The 21,061-nt window shown below is 62.3% G+C and carries 19 protein-coding genes; 10 read left to right on the forward strand and 9 right to left on the reverse strand.

The window, feature by feature from the left end:
• Window positions 1–14: 14 nt before the first annotated feature.
• Window positions 15–2,474 carry a penicillin acylase family protein gene (locus tag V3C85_RS10780; protein WP_331795079.1) on the reverse strand — a complete coding sequence of 820 codons (2,460 nt, stop codon included), beginning with the start codon at window positions 2,472–2,474 and terminating at the stop codon, window positions 15–17.
• Window positions 2,475–2,560: 86 nt separating this feature from the next.
• Here V3C85_RS10780 and V3C85_RS10785 point away from each other — a divergent pair, with 86 nt between their 5' ends.
• Window positions 2,561–3,424: an NAD(P)-dependent oxidoreductase gene (locus V3C85_RS10785; RefSeq protein ID WP_331795080.1), complete on the forward strand. Its 864-nt coding sequence runs from the start codon at window positions 2,561–2,563 to the stop codon at window positions 3,422–3,424.
• 189 nt (window positions 3,425–3,613) lie between these two features.
• Here V3C85_RS10785 and V3C85_RS10790 read toward each other — a convergent pair whose 3' ends face one another.
• Together V3C85_RS10790 and hemB are read right to left on the reverse strand one after the other, a co-directional pair.
• A complete protein-coding gene (locus V3C85_RS10790; protein ID WP_331795288.1) occupies window positions 3,614–4,168 on the reverse strand; it encodes a lipid-binding SYLF domain-containing protein in 555 nt (184 codons plus the stop codon).
• Window positions 4,169–4,303: 135 nt separating this feature from the next.
• A complete protein-coding gene (gene hemB / locus V3C85_RS10795) occupies window positions 4,304–5,311 on the reverse strand; it encodes a porphobilinogen synthase (RefSeq protein ID WP_331795081.1) in 1,008 nt (335 codons plus the stop codon).
• 102 nt (window positions 5,312–5,413) lie between these two features.
• Here hemB and V3C85_RS10800 point away from each other — a divergent pair, with 102 nt between their 5' ends.
• Window positions 5,414–5,938, forward strand: a complete 525-nt coding sequence (locus tag V3C85_RS10800; RefSeq protein WP_331795082.1) for a component of SufBCD complex — start codon at window positions 5,414–5,416, stop codon at window positions 5,936–5,938.
• Between the two features lie 41 nt (window positions 5,939–5,979).
• Window positions 5,980–9,444 carry a transcription-repair coupling factor gene (gene mfd, locus V3C85_RS10805; RefSeq protein WP_331795083.1) on the forward strand — a complete coding sequence of 1,155 codons (3,465 nt, stop codon included), beginning with the start codon at window positions 5,980–5,982 and terminating at the stop codon, window positions 9,442–9,444.
• Here mfd and V3C85_RS10810 read toward each other — a convergent pair.
• Window positions 9,441–9,977 carry a peroxiredoxin-like family protein gene (locus V3C85_RS10810; RefSeq protein ID WP_331795084.1) on the reverse strand — a complete coding sequence of 179 codons (537 nt, stop codon included), beginning with the start codon at window positions 9,975–9,977 and terminating at the stop codon, window positions 9,441–9,443. The two genes, mfd and V3C85_RS10810, sit on opposite strands and share 4 nt — an antisense overlap.
• 125 nt (window positions 9,978–10,102) lie before the next feature.
• On the opposite strand from V3C85_RS10810, the gene V3C85_RS10815 reads away from it, so the two are divergent.
• Window positions 10,103–10,744, forward strand: a complete 642-nt coding sequence (locus tag V3C85_RS10815) for a helix-turn-helix transcriptional regulator (RefSeq protein WP_331795085.1) — start codon at window positions 10,103–10,105, stop codon at window positions 10,742–10,744.
• Here the strand turns inward: V3C85_RS10815 and V3C85_RS10820 are convergent.
• A complete protein-coding gene (locus V3C85_RS10820; protein ID WP_331795086.1) occupies window positions 10,704–11,918 on the reverse strand; it encodes an MFS transporter in 1,215 nt (404 codons plus the stop codon). The genes V3C85_RS10815 and V3C85_RS10820 overlap by 41 nt on opposite strands.
• Window positions 11,919–12,045: 127 nt before the next feature.
• Here V3C85_RS10820 and V3C85_RS10825 point away from each other — a divergent pair, with 127 nt between their 5' ends.
• Entirely contained in the window at window positions 12,046–12,363 is a 318-nt protein-coding gene (locus tag V3C85_RS10825) for a hypothetical protein (protein WP_331795087.1), read from the forward strand.
• Here V3C85_RS10825 and V3C85_RS10830 read toward each other — a convergent pair.
• Both V3C85_RS10830 and V3C85_RS10835 read right to left on the reverse strand, forming a co-directional pair.
• Window positions 12,330–12,989: a DsbA family oxidoreductase gene (locus tag V3C85_RS10830; protein WP_331795088.1), complete on the reverse strand. Its 660-nt coding sequence runs from the start codon at window positions 12,987–12,989 to the stop codon at window positions 12,330–12,332. The genes V3C85_RS10825 and V3C85_RS10830 overlap by 34 nt on opposite strands.
• A complete protein-coding gene (locus V3C85_RS10835; protein ID WP_331795089.1) occupies window positions 12,986–14,512 on the reverse strand; it encodes a class I adenylate-forming enzyme family protein in 1,527 nt (508 codons plus the stop codon). Before V3C85_RS10835 ends, V3C85_RS10830 begins: the two co-directional genes overlap by 4 nt.
• 66 nt (window positions 14,513–14,578) lie before the next feature.
• On the opposite strand from V3C85_RS10835, the gene V3C85_RS10840 reads away from it, so the two are divergent.
• Window positions 14,579–15,202 (forward strand): helix-turn-helix domain-containing protein, encoded by a 624-nt coding sequence (locus tag V3C85_RS10840; protein ID WP_331795090.1) that lies wholly within the window; start codon window positions 14,579–14,581, stop codon window positions 15,200–15,202.
• A gap of 77 nt (window positions 15,203–15,279) precedes the next feature.
• Here V3C85_RS10840 and V3C85_RS10845 read toward each other — a convergent pair whose 3' ends face one another.
• Both V3C85_RS10845 and V3C85_RS10850 read right to left on the reverse strand, forming a co-directional pair.
• The gene (locus tag V3C85_RS10845) at window positions 15,280–15,405 is read right to left on the reverse strand and encodes an entericidin EcnA/B family protein (RefSeq protein ID WP_331795091.1); all 126 of its coding nucleotides are present in this window, start codon (window positions 15,403–15,405) and stop codon (window positions 15,280–15,282) included.
• A gap of 16 nt (window positions 15,406–15,421) precedes the next feature.
• On the reverse strand, window positions 15,422–17,248 hold the full coding sequence (locus V3C85_RS10850) for an extracellular solute-binding protein (protein ID WP_445942007.1): 1,827 nt from the start codon (window positions 17,246–17,248) through the stop codon (window positions 15,422–15,424).
• A gap of 304 nt (window positions 17,249–17,552) precedes the next feature.
• Here V3C85_RS10850 and V3C85_RS10855 point away from each other — a divergent pair, with 304 nt between their 5' ends.
• The 4 genes from V3C85_RS10855 (at window position 17,553) to V3C85_RS10870 (ending at window position 21,038) form a co-directional block, all read left to right on the forward strand.
• A complete protein-coding gene (locus V3C85_RS10855) occupies window positions 17,553–18,326 on the forward strand; it encodes a 3-hydroxybutyrate dehydrogenase (RefSeq protein ID WP_331795092.1) in 774 nt (257 codons plus the stop codon).
• 48 nt (window positions 18,327–18,374) lie between these two features.
• A complete protein-coding gene (locus V3C85_RS10860) occupies window positions 18,375–19,262 on the forward strand; it encodes a PfkB family carbohydrate kinase (RefSeq protein ID WP_331795093.1) in 888 nt (295 codons plus the stop codon).
• Window positions 19,259–20,158: a pseudouridine-5'-phosphate glycosidase gene (locus tag V3C85_RS10865; protein ID WP_331795094.1), complete on the forward strand. Its 900-nt coding sequence runs from the start codon at window positions 19,259–19,261 to the stop codon at window positions 20,156–20,158. Before V3C85_RS10860 ends, V3C85_RS10865 begins: the two co-directional genes overlap by 4 nt.
• Window positions 20,159–20,309: 151 nt before the next feature.
• Complete coding sequence (locus tag V3C85_RS10870; protein WP_331795095.1) at window positions 20,310–21,038, forward strand: DUF502 domain-containing protein; 729 nt, start codon at window positions 20,310–20,312, stop codon at window positions 21,036–21,038.
• Window positions 21,039–21,061 lie beyond the last annotated feature (23 nt).

The following is a 21,061-nucleotide window of genomic DNA, read 5'->3' on the forward strand; positions in this document are numbered from 1 at the left end:
TCACCCGCTGGCGGCTATTGCGGCTGCAAATGGGTGATCCCCACCGCCGCCGCCCGCGCCAGTTCTGGGTCCAGGCTCATCGGCACATATTCCCCGCGCCGCCAGCGTTCGCCCAGATCGTCGTAATGGCGGCTGAGCGGATGCCCCGATTGCCCGGTCGAGGTGACAAAGACCGAACTGTCGGGATCGGCGAAATCATAGACGCCGCGATAGCCGCCGCCATGCACATTTAGGTAAGGGTTCGGTCCATCGCCCTTGGTGCGCCCGCGCTGCAAGGTGAAATCCCCGCCCGAGGTGGATTGCCGGATGTTCACGAACCAGCGCAACAGCGGCACTTCGCCCAGAACCGGGTGATCATGCGTGGCCTGATGCGCATCGCCCCAGCGCCAGCTTTCCGGGTTCGGCCCATAAGTCTCGGTCAGTTCCAGCAGCGCATCATCCAGCGCCAGCCGCGCCAGATCGGCACAGCTTTCCACCACCGCCGACTGGATCACATCACACCAGACACTGGCCCCCGCCACATCGCGATAGACCCGCTCGACAAACACCGGGTCCAGATGGGTGAATTCATCGGCCAGGGGCCCCATTTCATCGCGGATCAACCGATCCTGCAAGGCCCGCACCCAAGCCATATAGATCAGCGGCTCGGGCAGATGCTCGTTCATCTCGCCATTCCACTCGGCCAGAATCTCCAGCGCCCGCTGCCGCAACCGCTCGGGCGTGCCCGCAGGTGCGGCTTCGCCGGTAAACCACAGATCCGCCCCGATCAGCGGCAAGATCGTGCGCGCCGCAGGCGACACCGTATCCAGTTGCGCCTCGATAAAGCTTTCGCGCGTGTGAACCTCGCGCGTTTTCATCAGCGTCAGCCAACGCTGAATCCGCTGCGTATCGCCCCACAGAAAGCTCAGATGCTCGGGGAAGGGGCGCTCGACCGTCTTGTTGTTGGTGTTGCCCAGAATGCCACTGGCCGGGTCGATCACCCGTGGGTTGCTGTCATAGGGCAGCATCCCCTGCCACCGCGTCGCCGCAACCGACCCCAAGGCCGGCATCCGGCCTTGCGTCGGGTGGCGCGCATCGCGGCGCGGCACGGCGCCGATCACCTGCAGGGCAATCCCGCTCTGATCGGCCAGCATCAGGTTCTGCGACGGTGCCACGAACAGCCGCCCCGCCTCGATCGCCTGCTCGATCGTCTGCGCCCGCATGATCTGCAAGGCCGAGGTCATGGTGGTATCGGCCGCCGACAAGGCCGTCCACGACAGCGCCGCCACATGCCCCGGCGGCGTGACCGAGGCCAGATCGTAATGCGACCCCGGCAGCACTGGCCCGGCCTCACTCCAGCGCAGGGTCAGCGTGACCGGCGTCTGATCCTTGATCTGGATGATCGAGCGCCGGGTCTCAAACGGCCGAAAGCCGTCGGCGGTTTCATATTCTTCGGGATTGTCAGGGTTCAACCGCTCCATCACCACATCCTGATCATCCATATAGGATGAGGTCAGCGCCCAGCCCAACTGCGCCGACCGGCCGATCATCACCGCAGGCACCCCCGGAATCGTGGCCCCGATCACCCCGCCCGACGCCAGTTCCAGCCGCGCCAGATACCACAAGGATGGCGCGGTAAAGCCCAGATGCGGATCATTGGCCAGCAGACTGCCCCCCGCCGCCGACCGGCTGGGCACCGCCGCCCAGGCATTCGAGGCCCCGGCAAAGGGCAGGCGCGGAAAGGGCGACAACGGGCCTTGGGCGGTGCGAATGGGGGTGGTGGCCGGGCGCAGGCCCGGCATCAGGCTGGCATAATCGGGCAGGGCGGTCACAGGCCGGCCCGGATCATCGGGCAGAATATCGCGCAACCGATCTTCGGGCAGCAGCATCGACACCCGCGCCCGCAACACCTCGGCCTCCAGATGCCCCGAAAGTTGCAGCGCCATCAGCTTGATGATGGCAATCGAATCCGCAGGTGCCCAAGCCGCAATCTCATTCGAGAAAAAGAAGAATTCAGGCGCGCCCCGCCCGCGCGCGCCGCTGTTGATCTGCCCGATCCAGGCATTCACCCCGCGGGCATAGGCCTCTAGCGCCGCCCGCGTCGGGGCATCCTGCGCCTCAACCGATTGCAGGGCCAGCGTGTAAAGATCATAGCGCCGCATCAATTCGTCGATCTTCACCGTGCGGTTGCCAAACACCTCGGACAACCGGCCCTGTGCCGTGCGCCGCAACATCGACATCTGCCACAGACGATCCTGCGCATGGGCAAAGCCCAAGGCATAGAACACATCGTCATCCGTCTCGCCAAAGATATGGGGCACATTGTCGTTGTTGCGCACGATCTCGACCGGGGCGGTCAGGCCGGGCAGGCTGAAATCCTCGGTATAATCGGGAATCGAGCGTTCCAGAAACCAATAGGCCAAAATCAGAACGACCAGACCAAGGCCAATCAGGCCCGTCACCAGACGCAACAACCAACGAAAGAGGAGAAGCATGAAAACGCGCCTGTTCTTGACGGCAGGGATGCGGCTGTTACCTATGCCATCACGGCGTAAAGGGCAATGCGAAGGGAGGCATGCAGATGGCAAAGGTGGCATTTCTGGGTTTGGGGGTCATGGGCTTCCCCATGGCAGGGCATCTGGTGGCCAAGGGACATGAGGTCACGGTGTATAACCGCAACCCCGCCAAGGCCGAGGCTTGGGTGGCCAAGCATGGCGGCAAATCCGCCCCAACCCCGCGCGAAGCGGCCTTGGGTCAGGATTTCGTGATGTCTTGTGTTGGCAATGACGATGACCTGCGCGCTGTCTGCCTTGGCCCTGATGGTGCCTTTGCGGGCATGGACCCGGGCGCCATTTTCGTCGATCACACCACCGTGTCGGCCTTGGTCACGCGCGAATTGTCGGGCATCGCGGTCGAGCGTGGCCTTGGCTTTGTCGATGCGCCGGTGTCGGGCGGGCAAGCGGGGGCCGAAAACGGCGTTCTGTCGGTGATGTGCGGCGGCGAACAATCCATCTACGATCAGGCCGAGCCGGTGATTGCCGCCTATGCCCGCATTTGCCGCCTTCTGGGCAGCTCGGGCGCGGGCCAGATTGCCAAGATGATGAACCAGATCTGCATCGCAGGCCTTGTTCAGGGCCTGTCCGAAGCCTTGGCCTTTGGCGAAAAGGCCGGGCTTGATGGTGAAAAGGTGGTCGAGGTGATCAGCCAGGGGGCTGCGGGCAGCTGGCAAATGGCGAACCGCCACAAAACCATGCTGGACGGCAAGTTCGATTACGGCTTTGCCGTGGATTGGATGCGCAAAGACCTTGGCATTTGTCTTGCCACCGCCAATGAAATCGGCGCCTCGCTGCCGGTCACGGCTTTGGTTGATCAGTTCTATGCCGATGTGCAACGCATGGGCGGCGGGCGCCACGACACCTCCAGCCTGATCCGTCGGCTGAAGTGATCAAACCGGCCCAAGCGAAGGGCGAACCCCTTCGCTTGGCCTCTGTGCTGGCGGGCCCTTATGCAACTGCGCGGCAGGGCAATTGTAGAGTTTGCGTGACTCTGGTTTGCTAAGCCCTTGATGTCACGAAATGCAAAAGGCGTCTCTGCCAGAGACGCCTTTGACGTATCAAGCGGGCCGATGCCTGCCTCAGGGAATGATGCGGGTGTATTTCGTGCCCGCCACCGTCGCCCCGGCAATCAACCCCTGCTGCCCGAAGACCAGCGCAATCACCGGCTCCAGCTCGGTCGTTTCCTTGCCCAGACTTGCCCCTTGCTGCGGCGTCGCATAGCGAATATCCGCCCCCGCCGCCCAACCCGGGCTGCGCCGGAACTGGCCCAGAGCCGCCTCTGTCATGAAGAACAGGGCATGCGCATATTGTTGCGCCCCGATCTGGAACCCGATGGTTGCCTTGGTGGCCGAATAGTAATCGACGGTCACCCCGCCCACCCGCAGCGCCCCACGCCCATAGCCCCCACCCACGCCGAACCCGGCCTCGGTCACCAGCGGCATATACAAAACCCCGGCCGCCTGACCCGCCAGATCGCGGGTGCCGGGATAGGCGTTGAACAGGAAATCGCGCGTCGCATCGACGCGGGCATCAATCTGCGCCGATCCGTTTGATCCGATCCCGTTTCCGCAAGCCGCCAACAGGCTGCCTGCGCCGGTGACGGCCAGGAATCCACGTCTGGAAAAGGTGGTCATGCTCTGATCCTCATTCATGTTTTGCGCCTTGCGGCGACCACGGCTCTGACGGCCCGTTGATGACACTATTTATAGCGGTTGGGGCAGGGGCTGTCACCCACCGATTGCGGCCTCGGCAAGGAACCGCAAGGCGGCTTAGCCGCGCCCTTTGCGCAGCAGGCGGGCCACGTCAGGGGCAAAATAGGTCAGCACCCCATCGCAACCGGCCCGGCGAAAGGCCATCAGACTTTCCAGCATGACCTTTTCGCCATCAATCCAGCCATTCTGCGCAGCGGCCTTGATCATCGCATATTCCCCCGACACCTGATAGGCATAGGTCGGCGCGCCAAAGGTTGCCTTTACCCGGTAGCAAATATCCAGATAAGGCATACCCGGCTTGACCATCACCATATCGGCGCCCTCGCTCAGGTCGCGCTCGATCAGGCGCAGGGCCTCGGCGCTGTTGGCGGGGTTCATCTGATAGGTTTTCTTGTCGCCGCGCAACGCGCCACTTGCCCCGACGGCATCACGAAACGGGCCGTAAAAGGCGCTGGCATATTTGGCGGCATAAGACATGATCGCCACATCCTTGTGGCCCGCCGATTCCAGCGCCGCGCGCATTGCCCCGATCCGGCCATCCATCATATCCGACGGGCCAAGGATATCGGCCCCGCAATCGGCCTGCACCAGACTCATCTTGACCAGCGCCTCGATCGTCTCGTCGTTCAGAATGATGCCATCGCGCACCAGACCGTCATGGCCGTTGGCGTTATAGGGGTCCAGCGCCACATCGGTCATCACGGCGATGTCAGGCACTTCGGCCTTGATCGCGCGGATCGCGCGGTTGGCCAGATTGTCGGGGTTCCACGCCTCTTCACAGCCTTCGGTTTTTTTGGCCGGATCGGTATAGGGAAAAATGCACAAGGCAGGGATGCCAAGCTCGGCCGCCTCGGCCGCCGCGCGCACCACCAGATCGACTGACAGACGGTCAACCCCCGGCATCGAGGCAATGGGTTCGCGCAGCCCCGCCCCATCGCGCACGAACACCGGCCAGATCAGATCGTTCACCGACAGCGTGTTCTCTTGGGCCAGGGCCCGCATCGCCGGTGTGCGGCGCAAACGGCGAAAGCGGGATGTGGGCGTCGGGGCAACGGTCAGGCGCATGGGCTGTCACTCACGGGTTAGGGGGCTTGCAGCTTTTGTCTCTGTCTGCCATCGAAAGGCCCGGGTGCCAAGTCTTGGCGCAAATGCGATAAGGATGAAGCCGTGAAATGGTATGAAATGATCTTTGTCCTGATCGACATGAGATCTTTCTCGAACCTGTGGTACTGGATCGCCTTGGCTGTTTTGTGGTCAACCACCAGCCATTGGGTGATGGGCGTGCCCTATGACATGATCACCCGCGCCCGGCGCAAAGGCGGCCCGGCGATGGAGGATCTGAACGCCATTGCCCGTATCAACGCGATGCGGCTGTTGTATATCTCGCGCCATGCGGGGTTGTGGCTTTTGGCCTTTACCAGCTTTTTGCTGACCACACTGGCCATTTTGGCCTTTTGGCAGCATGTCGAATTTGCGCAGGCCGTGTTCCTGATGCTGGCACCCATGGTGTTGATCGGCTGGTTGTCGCTGCGGGTGGCCCTGAAGATCGAGGAGCACGACCTGAGTGCCGAGCCTTTGGTTTCGACGCTGCTGCGGCATCGGATGGTGGTGCAGTTGATCGGAATGGTCTCTATCTTCATCACATCGCTGTTTGGCATGTATCAGAACATGGCCGTCGGCGGCTGGGGTTAAGCCGCCCTTGACGGCGGGCAGCGGGCGGATAGGTAGGGCGCATGACCCAGAATGTTTCTTCTGCCCGTATCCTGCTTGGTGGCGCCCCCGAAGGCTTTGACGCCCGTTTGGTGCTGCGCGAGCTGCAAAAGGGCCAGCCCGTGTTGCACATTGCCCGCGACGACAAGCGGATGGAGGCGATGCGGGCCGCCCTGGCGGTGATGGCCCCGCAGGCGGTGGTGATGGATTTCCCCGCCTGGGACTGTCTGCCCTATGACCGTGTGTCGCCCAACCCCGATATTTCGGCGCGTCGCATGGCAACACTGGCCGCTTTGGCCGCCGGGGTGCCGGCGCCATTCGTGCTGCTGACCACGGTCAATGCGGCCACGCAAAAGCTGCCGTCGCGCGATACGGTTTCGGGGGCCAGCTTTTCGGCGCGTGTGGGCGACCGGGTGGATGAGGCGCGGCTGAAGGATTTTCTGGCCCGCATGGGGTTTTCGCCAGTCTCTACCGTGGCCGAGGCGGGCGATTATGCTGTGCGCGGCGGCATTGTCGATATCTATCCCCCCGGCCATTCTGGCCCTGTGCGGCTGGATTTCTTTGGCGATACGTTGGACGGTCTGCGGCGTTTTGATGCCGAAACCCAGCGGACTGTCGAGAAACTGACGGCTGTCGATTTGTCGCCGGTCTCTGAGGTGTTGCTGGATGAGGCCAGCATCACGCGGTTTCGCCAAAGCTATCGCATCGAATTTGGCGCGGGTGGGTCGGATGATCCGCTGTATGAGGCGGTAAGTGCCGGGCGCAAACATCAGGGGATGGAGCATTGGCTGGGCTTTTTCCATGATCGGCTGGAGACGTTGTTTGACTATCTGCCGACCGCGGCCGTCATGCTGGATGATCAGGTCACGCCGTCGCGCCTGAGCCGGTGGGAGGGGATCGAGGACGGCTATGACGCCCGGCGCGAGGCGATGCTGGCCAAGGGGCGGATGGATACGGTCTATAAACCGGCCGAGCCGCATCTTTTGTATCTGGACGATGCCGCATGGGAACGGGCGGTGGCCGGGCACCGGGTTATCCAGCTCTCGCCCAATCCGCAAAGCCCCGGCCCCGGCGTGCTGGATGCGGGCGGGCGGATGGGACGCAACTTCGCGCCCGAGCGTCAGGTGGAAAACGTCAATCTTTTCGCGGCCTTGTCAGATCATCTTAAGGTTCAGCTCAAGGAACGGCAGGTGGTGATTGCCAGCTGGTCTGAAGGCGCGCGCGAGCGTCTTAAGGGGTTGCTTGAAGATCAGGGTGTAAGTGGCTGTACAGAGGTTAAAGATTTTCGCGACGTGCCAGAGGGAAAGGGTGGTTTGTTCCTGATCATCTGGGCGTTGGACACGGGCTTTGTGGCGCCCGGCCTGTGTGTGATTTCCGAACAGGATGTTTTGGGCGACCGCTTGGTGGGCAAGCCCCGGCGCAAGCGCAAGGCCGAGAACTTCCTGAAAGAGGTTGATACGCTGACACCGGGCGATCTGGTGGTGCATGTCGAACATGGGGTGGGCCGCTATCTGGGGCTGGAGACGATCACCGCCCTTGGGGCGCCGCATGCCTGTGTGGCGCTGGAATATGCCGAGAACGCCAAGCTGTATCTGCCGGTTGAAAATATCGAACTGCTGTCGCGCTATGGCCATGAAGAGGGGTTGCTTGACCGTTTGGGCGGTGGCGCCTGGCAGGCCAAGAAGGCCAAGCTGAAAGAACGGATCAAGGAGATCGCGGATCGGCTGATGCGCATCGCGGCCGAACGCGCCTTGCGCCACGCGCCAATCCTTGAGGCCCCCCATTCGATCTGGGAGGCCTTTGCCGCCCGGTTCCCCTATCAGGAAACCGATGACCAGTTGGCGGCGATTGCCGATGTGGTGGCCGATCTGGAAAAGGGCAGCCCGATGGACCGGCTGGTCGTCGGCGATGTCGGCTTTGGCAAGACCGAAGTGGCGATGCGCGCGGCCTTTGTGGCGGCGCTGTCGGGGATGCAGGTGGCGGTGATCTGCCCGACGACGCTGCTGGCGCGCCAGCACTACCGCAGCTTTGCCGAACGCTTCCGGGGCTTTCCCATCACGGTGCGGCAGTTGTCGCGCTTTGTGTCTGCCAAAGAGGCGAATGACACTCGTGAGCGGATGGCGCAGGGCAAGGTGGATATCGTCGTCGGCACCCATGCGTTGCTGGCCAAGGGCGTCAAGTTCAAGTCTCTGGGTCTGATGATCATCGACGAAGAACAGCATTTCGGCGTGGCGCATAAAGAGCGGCTGAAGGAAATGCGGTCAGAGATCCATGTGCTGACGCTGACCGCGACGCCGATTCCGCGCACGCTGCAACTGTCGCTGACAGGGGTGCGCGATCTGTCGATCATTGCGACACCTCCGGTCGATCGACTGGCGATCCGCACCTATATTTCGGAATTCGATACGGTCACCATCCGCGAGGCGCTGCTGCGCGAGCGGTTCCGGGGCGGGCAGTCGTTTTATGTGGTGCCGCGCATTTCCGACCTGCCCGAGATTGAAGACTTTCTGCGCAGCAATGTGCCCGAAGTCAGTTATGTCATCGCCCATGGGCAGTTGGCGGCGGGTGATCTGGATGACCGGATGAACCAGTTTTACGATGGCAAATATGATGTGCTGCTGGCCACGACCATCGTGGAAAGCGGCCTTGATATTCCTACCGCCAATACGATGATCATCCACCGCGCCGATATGTTCGGCCTCAGCCAGCTTTACCAGATCAGGGGCCGGGTGGGGCGATCCAAGACCCGCGCCTATTGCTATCTGACCACCAAGCCGCGCATGGCCCTGACACCGCAGGCGCAAAAGCGGTTGAAGCTGTTGGGCAGCCTTGACAGCCTTGGCGCGGGCTTCAACCTGGCCAGCCACGATCTTGATCTGCGCGGTGCGGGCAATCTGCTGGGTGAAGAACAGTCGGGCCATATCCGCGAAGTGGGGTATGAGCTGTATCAGCAGATGCTGGAAGAAACGATTTCCAAGATCAAATCGGGTGAAATCGGCGGTCTGGCCGCGATTGATGACCAGTGGTCGCCGCAGTTGAACCTTGGCCTGCCGGTGATGATTCCCGAAGATTATGTGGTGGATCTGGATGTGCGCCTTGGCCTGTATCGCCGCCTGTCGGGGCTGCAAACCAAGGTCGAGCTGGAAGGCTTTGCCGCCGAGTTGATCGACCGCTTTGGACCACTGCCCAAAGAGGTGAACACGCTGATGCTGATTGTGCGGATCAAGGCCATGGCCAAGCGTGCGGGCATCAGCCGGATTGATGCCGGGCCCAAGGGCGCGACCATTCAGTTTCACAACGATAAATTCGCCAACCCCGCAGGGTTGGTCGAATTCATCAGCGCCCAAGGGGCGGCGGCAAAGGTTCAGGGCAACAAGATTGTCATTGCGCTTGATCTGAAATCCGATGCCGACCGCATCAGGGGCGCCTTTGCGATTGCCCGTGATCTGGCCGAAAAGGTGGTCAGGCCAAAGGCGGGGGCCGCTTAGACGGCCCCTGTATATTCGCCGCGCGCAGGATAGTTCTTGTCGATGGCGAAATCGACTGCGGCCAGCAATTCGTTGAAATGCGGGCGGACAAAGGGCATCGTCTGGATGCTTTGATAATACAGCGTCTGGTCAGGGTTCACCAGGAACAGGCCGGGTTCCGAAAACAGCGCCGGTTCTTCGATCCCGATCGAGGTTTTGCCGCGTGAGGTCGAGATGAACAGACCCCAGTCGCGCGCCACCGACAACGGCAGATCATAGGCAAAGCGCAGCGCCGACGCGTTGATCTTTTCGGCCATGTCTTTGGTGCGCTCTGCGCCGTCGGATGAGATTGCAAGGGTCGAGATGCCACGGCTGGCGAATTCGGGCGTCAGACGCTCCAGCTCTTTCAGGTAATTGGCGCAGATCGGGCAATGCAGGCCGCGATAAAAGCACAGGACGGTGCCACGCTCGGTGCCCTCGGTTGACAGGTTGAACGTGCCGCCGCCCAACAGGGGCAACGCAAGATCGGGGGTTTTCTGACGGGGAAACGGCATGGAAGTCCTTTTGGTTTTGCTTGTCACTTTGGCCAATATATGAAACGATCTGGGGTAATTGATCCTGATAACCCGTCCAAAGGTCCAAAATGCCCCTTGATCGCCTTGCTGCCTTGTTGCCCGGAATGATGGTTGAAGCTGCGGGGCGCAGTGTGGACAGGGCCAATCTGCATGTGGCACGGGTGCCGTCTGGCGGGTTTTATGTTGGCCCCTATTTGCGCGGCCAGTCGGTGTTTGCGGCCCGGCTGTCCTGGGGGCCGGCCAGTGGGCGGCTGTGGAACGGCATGGCAGGCATGGCGGTGGCCGAAGGGCATCCGCTATATCCGGTGATCGCGCTGTCCGTGGCCGAGGCCGAGGCGCCGCGCTGTGGGGCCGATCATCTGTTGAAAGGCTATGTGCAGACCTTTGTCGTTCATCTGCTGCGTCAGGCCATCGAGGATGGGGCAGTCAGTGCCGGGGTTCTGGCCGGCCTTGCCGACCACAGGCTGGCGCGCGTTCTGGTGGCCTTGCACGAACAGCCCGCGCATGCGTGGAAGGTCGAGGCGATGGCTGAGCTTGCCGGCATGTCACGTTCGGCCTTTATGGCGCGCTTTGCCGAGGTGTTGGGCGAGGCCCCGGCCAGCTATCTGCGCCGTTATCGGCTGGAACGCGCCCGTGCCGAATTGGAAGACGGCGGCCGGGTGGGCGTTGTTGCGCGGCGCTATGGCTATGCCTCGCCCGATGCCTTTACTCGGGCGATGAAGGCGATGGACCAAGCCGCCGCATGATCACATAGCCAAAGCCCGAAAACAGCGTGACCGCCGCCATCAGGGGCAGGGGCGTGCCGTCAAACATCAGCCCCACCGGCACCGCCAGCAGCACCGAAGCGACCGTGGCCACCGACCCGATGACCGAGGCCGCCATGCCCGCGATATGGCCCACCGGTTCCAGCGCCAGGGCGTTCAGATTGCCCAGCGTCATCCCGGCCATGAAGAACACCCCCACGGTCCACAGGAAATAGGCCGGAAAGACCAGACCGCTGGGCAACGCATGCATCCCGTGGACAAAGGTGGATATTCCAGACAGGCCGATCTGGGTTGCAAAGGTGATCACCACCAGTTTGCGCATGCCAAGCCGCCCCACAAGGCGCGCATTGATAAAGCTGGCCGAACCCGCCAGCACGGCAATGGCCGCGAAATAGAGCGGGAACTGATCGCCCCGGCCAAAGGTGATGTCAAAGATGCCTTGGGTCGAAGACAGGGTGGCAAAGAGGCAGGCAAAGGCCATGGTCTGCGCCGCGATCGACAGCAGGATGACGCGGTGGCTTAGCACCTCTCGCAGAGCCAGCCACAGGCCGCGGGCGGCAAAGGGGCGACGGGTTCCGGCGGGCAGGGTTTCGGGCTGGCGGGCCAGCATCCAGACGATGCTGACGGCCGAGAAGACCAGAAAGGCCAGGAAGATGGCGCGCCAGCCAAAGCCTGCGATGATGACCTGGCCAAGGGCCGGGGCAATCGCGGGCACAAGGGTAAAGATCATCATGGCAAAGCTGACGATCCGGGCCATGTCGCGGCCCTTGTAAAGATCGCGCACAAGCGCCAGAGACACGACCCGCGGCCCCGCGGCCCCGATGCCCTGCACCACACGGGCCAGCAGCACGGTTTCCAGCGTCGGCGCAGCCCAGGCGGCCAGCGCCGCAAGGCAGTAAAGTGCAGCCCCGGCCACAATGACGTTGCGGCGGCCAAAGCTGTCGGACATCGGGCCTGCGACAAACGTGCCCAGCCCCATGCCCATGACAAAGCTGGTCAGGATCAGTTGCGCCTGATTGGGCGCATCGGGCGATAATTCTGCGGCGATGCGGGGCAGGGCGGGCAGCATGGCATCAATGGAAAAGGCGATCGTGGCAAAAAGCATCGCGATCAGGGCGATGAATTCCGTCTGGCCCAGTGGTTTTGTCGGCGACATGAAGGATCCTTTTTGATCACCTTGGCGGACATTTTGGCTGATGAAACGGCCCGCGACGTGCTGCGATACGGATTGACACGAGAGGGTTTCGGGTGCAAGCCGTAATTGTTTAGTAAAGGAGTCGGAAATGAAAGCCCTGTCTATCACCCTTGCGCTGGTTCTGGCCGCGGGTTCGGCCTTTGCCTCGGGCCCCGGAGAGGCACATATCGGCGGCGAAGGGGTCAGCTATCTGGCGGGCGGCGCGATGACCTATTCGGTTTTTGAACAGGCCGTGCCCCATGTCGATATTGCCAATTGCCCTGCCGAGTTTGACCCCGAGACGGTGTTCTGCCGCATGACCCTGGTCAATGACGGTGCCCATGTCTTTGTCTTTGGCCTTGACGGCGACCAGACCTTGTTGGCGGTCAAATCCTATGGGCTGGAAGATGGGTTCCTGCCGTTCTGAGTGGCGTCGAGTTCGGCAATCACCTGCGCCCAGACCTGTGGCGGCTGTGCGCCCGAAACGGCGTATTCATTGCCGATGATGAAACAGGGCACGCCCGAAACCCCGCGTTCGCGGGCATGGGCATCGCGGGCGCGGATGTCGGCGGCATCGGCGTCACTGGCCAGCAGGCGTTCGGTCATGGCCCGGTCCATGCCACAGGCCTCGGCGATTTCTGCCAAGGTGGTGGCATCGCCAATATCGCGGCCTTCGCGCCAATAGGCGCGGAACAGCGCCGATACGATGGCGGTCTGCCGCCCCTCTAGCCCCGCCCAATGGATCAGGCGATGCGCGTCAAGGGTGTTGGGGGTGCGCGCAATGCTGGCAAAGTCGATGCCAAGGCCGACATCGGCGGCGGCACGCTCGATCTGGCTGTAAACCTTTATGGCCGCCTCTTTGCCACCGAATTTCTGTTCAAGATACTGACGGCGATCCATCCCGCCCGCGGGCATGCCGGGATTCAGCTGAAACGGATGCCATTCGATTTCAAACGGGTGGTTCGGGTGCTGTTCCAATGCGCGGTCAAGATGGGTTTTGCCGATATAGCACCACGGGCAAATCGGGTCGGAAAGGATATCAAGTTTGATCATGGCTGTTCGCTTTCTAGACCCTGCTGACGCAGGGCGCGGCGGTTCAGTTTGGCATTGGCCCCGCGCGGCAGGGCATCAAGGCGGCGAAAGGCGCGCGGCTGTTTATAGCGCGCCAGATGGGCGGCGGCATGGCGGGCCAAGGCCGACTGATCGAGCGGGCCGGGGGCGACGTAAAAACAGGCGATGACGGTGACGCCGGGCTTGACCTCGACTTCGGCCACGGCCACTTCGGTCAGGCCGGGGAACAGCATCATCGCGGCCTCGACCTCGGCCGGCGAGACGCGATAGCCACCGGCATTCATCTGATCATCGCCCCGCCCCAGATAGGTCACGGCGCCATCTTCGGCGATTGTCACTGTGTCGCCGGTCAGAAACCAGTCTTCTGCCAGCCGGGCTGCGGTGGCCTGGGGGGCATCAAGATAGTGCAGCATCAGGCCCGGATCATGGCGATCAACGGCCAGTTGGCCGGGGGTGCCACGCGGCACCGGGGCAAGGGTTTCATCCAGGGCAGCAATGCGACGACCGGGTTGGGCATAGCCGGTGCTGCCTTCGGGTGCAGGATGGCCGGGGGCCGCAGAGATAAAGGTCGAGATTTCGGACATGCCCAAAGCCTCGCAGATCGGGGTGCCTGTTGCCTGCTGCCACGCCTGCCTTGTGTCAGAGGCCAGTTTTTCGCCCGCAGACAGGCCGTGGCGCAGCCGGGGCAAAGCGGGCAGGGGCGCCCGCAGCATCTGGCGATATACGCCGGGGGCGGCGGCAAAGATGGTGACGTCAAAGCGCTTGAGCAGCAGCCCCAACTGATCGGCGCCCACGCCGGGCGCCGGGATCAGGGCGGTCGCCCCCACCGTCCATGGGTCCATCAGGCCAGTGCCAAGGGTATAGGTCCAGTTGAAGGCGCCGGCATGCATCAAGCGGTCGGTGTCGGTCAGGCCCTCCCAGCCGTGATGCATCATCTGCCGCGCCAGAATGGCCCGATGGGCATGCACCACGGCCATCGGTGTGCCCGATGTGCCCGAAGTGAAAATGATATAGCCGGGCCGGTCTGGATCGCCCATGTGAAACGGGGCTGGGGGCAGCGTCTCCATCCGGCGGATGTCGGCCTCGTGCAGCACGGGGGCGGGGTGATCGGGCAGTGCCACACCTTGGGCCCCCACGATCAACGCAGGGGCAACGCGTGCCGCCATCGGCGTGATCTCGGCCGTGGTCAGCTGCGATGAGGTGGCCACAGGCACCATCCCCGCCGCAAGGGCACCCAGAAACAGGATCGGAAATTCGACCTGATTTCCCAGCCGCATCAGAATGCGATCGCCGGGGCGCAGACCCTGGGCCAAAAGGCCGGTGGCACAGCCCTGCACAGCGGCCAGAAGGCGCGCGTAACTCCATCTTTCGGCGCCGGTGGGGCGCAGGATCTGCAGCGCCATCTTGTCAGGGTGGCGGGCTGCCGATGCCGCAAGAACATGCGCTGCCATGTTGAATGGTGCGGGCACAAGTGGGGCGGGGCGATTGTCGATGATCGAAAGCATGGGATGGGGATAGGACGATGCCCTTGACGTTGCAAGCCTGCACCGCTTTCGATAGATCACCAAAGCATGAGCACGAACGACCCCAAATCCCTGATCCGCATTGCGCGCGAAACCGGCGAGACGGCGCAGGCCGAACCGGTCAATCTGGCCGAGCGGGTGCGCGCCTTGCGCAAAGAGCGCGGCTGGACGCTGGAACAGGCGGCGCAGCAGGCGGGGCTGGCACGCTCGACCCTGTCAAAGATCGAGAACGGGCAGATGAGCCCAACCTATGAGGCGCTGAAAAAGCTGGCCGAGGGGTTGGCGATCACGGTGCCGCAGTTGTTTACCCCGCCCAGCAAGGCGCAGGTGTCGGGCCGGATGGCGGTGACCAAAGGGGGCGAAGGCCAAAGCCACGCGACCGTCACCTATGAGCATGAGTTGCTGGCCGGGTTGCTGACCAAAAAGAAGATGCTGCCCTATCGGGCCCGCATCCGCGCCCGTGCGTTTGAAGAATTCGACGGCTGGGTGCGCCACGATGGCGAGGAATTTCTGTTCGTGCTGACCGGCGTGATCCGGCTGTATACCGAGTTTTACGAACCGATTGATCTGCGCCGGGGCGACAGCGCCTATTATGATGCCAGCATGGGCCATAATGTCGTCAGCCTGTCGGATGAGGATGCGACCATTCTTTGGGTCACCTCACTGGGCTAGGCGGCGGCTGCGCGATCAGATGGAAAAGGCCGCCCAAAAAGGCGGCCTTTCGTCTTGCGCCATGGCTGCGCGCGGGTTCAGTTGAACCAGCCCGAAACGCGATTGGCCCCGCCCGAGATATCCCGGCCAATTCCATCGACTGTCGCGCAGCCTGCCAGCAAAGTCGCCGTGGCCACCATCGTGGCCAAGATCAAATGTCGCATGTGTTTTGCCTGTTCCTTACTGCTCATACCACCAGGTTTCAGGCTGGAAGCCCAGCCAGTCACCATAGAGGGGAAGACGCTCGGGGTATTTCAGTTCCCGGCGATGCGCCAACCGTGAGACGTCAGAATACCACATTGGCACGACATATCTACCCGCTGTCAGCACCCGATCAAGCGCCTGTGTTGCGGCGACAAACCCGGCCTGATCGGGGGCGTTCAGCATGGCGTTGATCATCGCCTCGGCCGCAACAGAGTTCATGCCCATCCAGTTGCGCGAGCCCGGTTCCGTCACCCCGGCAGTGCCCCAATAGAGCATCTGTTCATTGCCGGGCGAAAGCGACAGGGACCGGATGTAATGCGTCATGTCAAAGGCATAGGTGTTGGTGCGTTCTTTGTATTGGGCGTCATCCACCGTTTGCACACGGGCGGTGATGCCAAGGCGTTTCAGCCCTTCGACATAGATATCGGCCGCCCCGATCATGTCACTGCTGCCGTTGACCAGCAGGATCTCGAATTCAAACGGCACACCATCGGCGTTCTTCAAAAGCCCGTCCTGCACGGTCCAACCGGCCTCTTCCAGCAAGGCATTGGCCGCGCGCATGGTGCGGCGATTAGAGGTGCCGCCATCACCTGCGGGCACGGCATAGCCTTCGATGGTTCCGGGCGGCAGATCGGCACGAAAGGGGTCCAGCAGGGCCAGAACCGCCCCTTCGGCCGGGGTGCCGGGGGTATAGCCCAAGGGCGAATTGCCGAAATATGACGCAATGCGTTTGGCGGCGCTGCCATTCAGCGTCTGGTTCACCAGATCGAAGTCAAAGGCCATGATCAGCGCCTCGCGCACGCGCCAATCCTGAAAAAGCGGCTTGCGGGTGTTCATCACAAAGCCTTCGATCCCCGACGGGCGTTGGTGCGGGATTTCCGATTTCACCACATCCCCCGAGGTGACATCGGGCCAATCATAGACGCTGGCCCATTTCGCAGGGTTGGTTTCGCGCCAGGTTGAAATCAGCCCGCCCTTGAATGCCTCAAACGCCACGCTGGCATCACCGAAAAAGTCATAGCGCACTTCATCGAAGTTATGCTGCCCCCGGTTGAAGGGCAGGTCGGCCCCCCACCAATCGGGGTTGCGGACATAGGTGATATAGCGGCCGGGTTCGAACGCGCCGACGACATAGGGGCCTGATCCGATCGGCGCCACCAGCGACGACTCGTCAAAGGCTTTGCCCTGCCATTGCGCCTTTTGCAAAATGGGGCGCAGGCCAAGGATCAGCGGCAATTCGCGGTCTTCGGTGTTGAAGCTGAACCTTACGCTGCGGGGCCCGGTCTGTTCGACCTTGCCGATCTTGGCCCAAGCCCCGTGATAGCGCGGGTTGCCAAGGGTGCCCAGGGTTTCAAACGACCAGATCACATCCTCGACCGTGACGGGGCTGCCGTCCGAGAATCGGGCCCCTTCACGAAGGGTAAATTCTGCGTAGGTCCGAGCCTCATCCGTGGTGATCGATTCGGCCAAAAGGCCGTAAAGCGTAAAGGGTTCGTCGTAATTTCGGCCCATCAGGGTTTCGACGGTCAGCGCCGCAAGCCCGGCGGGGGCGCGCCCCTTGAGGATGAAGGGATTGAGGGAATCAAAGCCGCCGGATTCGCCGAAAATGATCTTGCCTCCCTTGGGGGCATCCGGGTTCACCTGCGGCAAAGACACAAAATCATGGGTCAGGGCCGGGGCGCCATACATAGCTATGCCATGCTGCGGTGTGGCGGGCGACTCAGCCAGTGCCAGGGTCGCAGTGATCGTCAAACAGGCAGCGACCCCAAGGCCCGCGACATTTTGGAAAAAGTGACGGCTCATTCTGGCAACAATCCTTCGCAGCCTTTGTCTATTGGTGCCCAGACTACGGGGGGTTTTGTGCCTTTTCAAACTTTTAACTTGGCCGCCGCGTGTTGCGGGGGTATAAGGGACTCACTGCTCGATAGGTTTCTTGCCTGTATGAAACCTGCCTCAATAACTTAACGCCGGCTTCGTGCCGGCGTTTTTTTTGGCAGATCGCGGCCCCACCATCCCCCCTGTCAGCCCCAGTCATAATCGAATTTGCCTGTGGAATTTGGCTGTGCAGCATGCAAACCTTGATGCAATTGCAGCATAGGGGGGCAAAATGCCGCTAAAGGGAAAACGCGCCGTCATCACCGGGTCAAACAGTGGAATCGGTCTGGGTGTCGCGCGGGAATTGGCGCGCGCCGGTGCCGATATTGTGTTGAACAGCTTTACCGACCGGGCCGAAGATCACGCCCTTGCCGCCGATCTGGCGAAGGAATTCGGGGTTTCGGCACGCTATATCCGGGCCGACATGTCGAACGGTGGCGAATGTCGGGCGCTGGTCGAACAGGCGGGGGGCTGCGATATTCTGGTCAATAACGCGGGTATCCAGCATGTGGCCGGGATCGAGGAGTTCCCAGTCGAGAAATGGGATGCGATTGTGGCCATCAACCTGTCCTCGGCCTTTCACACCACAGCCGCCGCCCTGCCGGGAATGAAGGCCAAGGGCTGGGGCCGGATCGTGAATGTGGCCTCGGCCCATGGGCTGACCGCGTCGCCGTTCAAATCGGCCTATGTGGCGGCCAAGCATGGGGTGGTGGGCCTGACCAAGGTGACGGCACTGGAAGTGGCGGGGCAGGGGATCACCGCCAATGCCATCTGCCCCGGCTATGTGCTGACCCCGCTGGTCGAGGCGCAGATCCCCGATCAGATGAAAAAGCACAACATGGATCGCGAGACCGTGATCAAGAATGTGATGCTGGAACGCCAGCCCAGCCGACAGTTTGCCACGGTTGAACAGATCGGGGGCACGGCGGTTTATCTGTGTTCAGATGCCGCGGCACAGGTGACGGGCACCACGATTTCGGTCGATGGGGGCTGGACGGCGCTGTAAGGCCGGGCCATCACGCATGGCACAGGCGATGCGGTCAGAGAGAGCGGCATGAGCGACATTTTGTGTATTGGTTCCGTCCTTTGGGACATCATCGGTCGTTCTGCCGCGTCGATGCGGGTGGGGTCGGATGTGCCGGGGCGGATCACGCGTTTGCCGGGCGGGGTGGCGATGAATATCGCCATGACGCTGGCGCGGTTCGGACTGTGTCCGGCCTTGCTGACCGCCATAGGCCGCGACGCCGAGGGCGATGAACTGATTGCCGCCTGCGAACGGATGGGCATGGATTGCGCCCATGTTTATCGCAGCGATGATCTGCCAACGGACCGTTACATGGCGGTCGAGGGGGCCAATGGGCTGATTGCCGCGGTAGCCGATGCCCATTCGCTGGAGCAAGCGGGCGACAAGATCCTGCGCCCCCTGATGGATGGCCGATTGGGGCAGGCTGCGGCCCCCTATGCCGGGCTGATCGCCCTGGATGGCAATCTGACCGAGGCATTGTTGGCCGAAATTGCCACTTCTGCCCTGTTTGTCGCTGCAGATTTGCGGGTGGCACCGGCCAGCCCGGGCAAGGCCGAACGCCTGATCCCGTTGCTGGCGCATCCGACGGCCACACTTTATGTCAACCTGGAGGAGGCGGGGCTGATCGCCAAGACGGCCGCCCGCACCGCCCCCGAGGCAGCCGAGGCCCTGCTGGCACGGGGGGCCGCGCGGGTGCTGGTCACCGATGGCGGGCAGATGGCTGCCGAAGGCCGGCGTGGCCAAGGGGTGATCACCGGCAGCCCGCCCCCTGTGCTGGTCACGCGCGTGACCGGGGCCGGGGATACCTTTATGGCGGCCCATATCGTGGCCGAGCGTCGGGGGGCGGCGCGCGACGAAGCCCTTGCAACCGCGCTGCGGGCCGCCGCAGATTATGTTTCAGGCGAGGTCGGATCATGACACTACCACTGACGTTTTCACCCGAAGTTGCCAAGGCCCGTGCCGAGGGCGCGGCCATTGTGGCGCTGGAATCGACCATCATCACCCATGGCATGCCCTGGCCCCAGAATGTGGAAACCGCCCGCCGGGTCGAAGCCGAGGTGCGCAAGGCAGGTGCCGTGCCGGCCACCATTGCCATCATGGGGGGGCAGATTCACATCGGGCTGACCGATGCAGAATTGGATGCCCTGGGGCAGGCGCGTGATGTGGCCAAACTGTCGCGCGCCGATCTGGCCGCCTGTCTGGCACAGGGGGCGACGGGGGCCACCACAGTGGCCGCCACGATGATCTGCGCGCATCTTGCCGGCATCTCGGTCTTTGCCACGGGCGGGATCGGGGGGGTTCATCGGGGGGCCGAAAGCAGCTTTGACATCTCGGCCGATCTGCTGGAACTGGCGCAGACACCGGTGACAGTGGTGGCGGCGGGGGCCAAGGCCATTCTTGATCTGCCAAAAACGCTTGAGGTGCTGGAGACCCATGGGGTGCCGGTCATCGCCTTTGGGCAAGATGCCTTTCCCGCCTTTTGGTCGCGCGACTCGGGCTTGCCTTCGCCCTTGCGCATGGACAGCGCCCCCATGATTGCCGCGGCGCATCGTTTGCGGGTTCAGCTTGGCTTGCCGGGGGGGCAGTTGGTGGCAAACCCGATCCCGCCCGAGGCAGAAATCCCGCGCGAGGTGATCACGCCCGTGATCGAAACCGCCCTGGCCGAGGCCAAGGGTGTCAGCGCCAAGGCCGTCACGCCATTTCTGTTGCAGCGCATCTATGAGCTGACCGAAGGGCGTTCGCTGGAGGCCAATATCGCGCTGGTGCTGAACAACGCGCGTCTGGCGGCCGCGATTGCACGGGCGATGGCATAACGCAACTGCCCTGCCGTCGGGCAGGGCGGGGATATTTGCGAAAGAAATTTGCCGCAAGCGACCGAAAACCATAAGCGCACTGCGCAAACCGTTGCTCTGCCATTGTAGAACCAGGGAACCGCCCATAAGTTGCCGCTGACAGGGAGCCGCAATGTCTGAAAACCAACCTCATCGTCGTCGGGGCCTTTTGGCGGGCCTGCGCGCCTCGTTTCTGACGGGGCTGGTCGTGGTTTTGCCCATCGGGCTGACCATCTATCTGATCTGGACGGTGGTGGGCTGGATCGACGGCTGGATCTTGCCGCTGATCCCCGGCCCGTGGAAGCCTGATGTCTTGGTGCGTGAATGGTTCGGCCCCGAGGCGACGATTCCCGTGCGTGGCGTGGGGGTGGTGGTCTTTTTGGTCTTTACCGTGGCCATCGGCTGGATCGCCAAGGGGCTGCTGGGGCGATCACTTTTGCATTGGGCCGAACGCGTGGTGGACCGGATGCCGGTGGTGCGGTCGATCTATGCCGGGATCAAACAGATTGCCGAAACGGTCTTTGCCCAGACCGAGACGAATTTCGAACGCGCCTGTCTGGTGGAATACCCAAAGGAAAACATCTGGGCCATCGGCTTTGTCTCTACCCGCGCCAAGGGTGAATTGCAGGCCAAATTGAACACCCATGGCTATATGGATGTGATCTCGATCTTTTTGCCCACAACGCCCAACCCGACCTCGGGCTTTTTGCTGTATGTGGCCGAAAAAGACGTGATCTATCTGGATATGAAGATCGAGGATGCCGCCAAGCTGATCATTTCGGCGGGCTTGGTATATCCGAACGGCAAGGATCAGGCGGGTGTTAAGGTGCAAAATCCGCCTGCCAAGGTTGGCAAGGGCTGAAAGGCCCCGGTTTTTCTGCTGTC

Source organism: Pseudotabrizicola sp. L79, assembly GCF_036553525.1.
Taxonomy (GTDB): domain Bacteria; phylum Pseudomonadota; class Alphaproteobacteria; order Rhodobacterales; family Rhodobacteraceae; genus Pseudotabrizicola.

Excerpts from the sequence above, each read along its gene's own strand:
- V3C85_RS10780 (WP_331795079.1), bottom strand. The coding sequence starts at position 2,474 with ATGCTTCTCCTCTTTCGTTGGTTGTTGCGTCTGGTGACGGGCCTGATT.
- V3C85_RS10785 (WP_331795080.1), top strand. The coding sequence starts at position 2,561 with ATGGCAAAGGTGGCATTTCTGGGTTTGGGGGTCATGGGCTTCCCCATG.
- V3C85_RS10790 (WP_331795288.1), bottom strand. The coding sequence starts at position 4,168 with ATGACCACCTTTTCCAGACGTGGATTCCTGGCCGTCACCGGCGCAGGC.
- hemB (WP_331795081.1), bottom strand. The coding sequence starts at position 5,311 with ATGCGCCTGACCGTTGCCCCGACGCCCACATCCCGCTTTCGCCGTTTG.
- mfd (WP_331795083.1), top strand. The coding sequence starts at position 5,980 with ATGACCCAGAATGTTTCTTCTGCCCGTATCCTGCTTGGTGGCGCCCCC.
- V3C85_RS10810 (WP_331795084.1), bottom strand. The coding sequence starts at position 9,977 with ATGCCGTTTCCCCGTCAGAAAACCCCCGATCTTGCGTTGCCCCTGTTG.
- V3C85_RS10815 (WP_331795085.1), top strand. The coding sequence starts at position 10,103 with ATGATGGTTGAAGCTGCGGGGCGCAGTGTGGACAGGGCCAATCTGCAT.
- V3C85_RS10820 (WP_331795086.1), bottom strand. The coding sequence starts at position 11,918 with ATGTCGCCGACAAAACCACTGGGCCAGACGGAATTCATCGCCCTGATC.
- V3C85_RS10825 (WP_331795087.1), top strand. The coding sequence starts at position 12,046 with ATGAAAGCCCTGTCTATCACCCTTGCGCTGGTTCTGGCCGCGGGTTCG.
- V3C85_RS10830 (WP_331795088.1), bottom strand. The coding sequence starts at position 12,989 with ATGATCAAACTTGATATCCTTTCCGACCCGATTTGCCCGTGGTGCTAT.
- V3C85_RS10835 (WP_331795089.1), bottom strand. The coding sequence starts at position 14,512 with ATGCTTTCGATCATCGACAATCGCCCCGCCCCACTTGTGCCCGCACCA.
- V3C85_RS10840 (WP_331795090.1), top strand. The coding sequence starts at position 14,579 with ATGAGCACGAACGACCCCAAATCCCTGATCCGCATTGCGCGCGAAACC.
- V3C85_RS10845 (WP_331795091.1), bottom strand. The coding sequence starts at position 15,405 with ATGCGACATTTGATCTTGGCCACGATGGTGGCCACGGCGACTTTGCTG.
- V3C85_RS10850 (WP_445942007.1), bottom strand. The coding sequence starts at position 17,248 with ATGAGCCGTCACTTTTTCCAAAATGTCGCGGGCCTTGGGGTCGCTGCC.
- V3C85_RS10855 (WP_331795092.1), top strand. The coding sequence starts at position 17,553 with ATGCCGCTAAAGGGAAAACGCGCCGTCATCACCGGGTCAAACAGTGGA.
- V3C85_RS10860 (WP_331795093.1), top strand. The coding sequence starts at position 18,375 with ATGAGCGACATTTTGTGTATTGGTTCCGTCCTTTGGGACATCATCGGT.
- V3C85_RS10865 (WP_331795094.1), top strand. The coding sequence starts at position 19,259 with ATGACACTACCACTGACGTTTTCACCCGAAGTTGCCAAGGCCCGTGCC.
- V3C85_RS10870 (WP_331795095.1), top strand. The coding sequence starts at position 20,310 with ATGTCTGAAAACCAACCTCATCGTCGTCGGGGCCTTTTGGCGGGCCTG.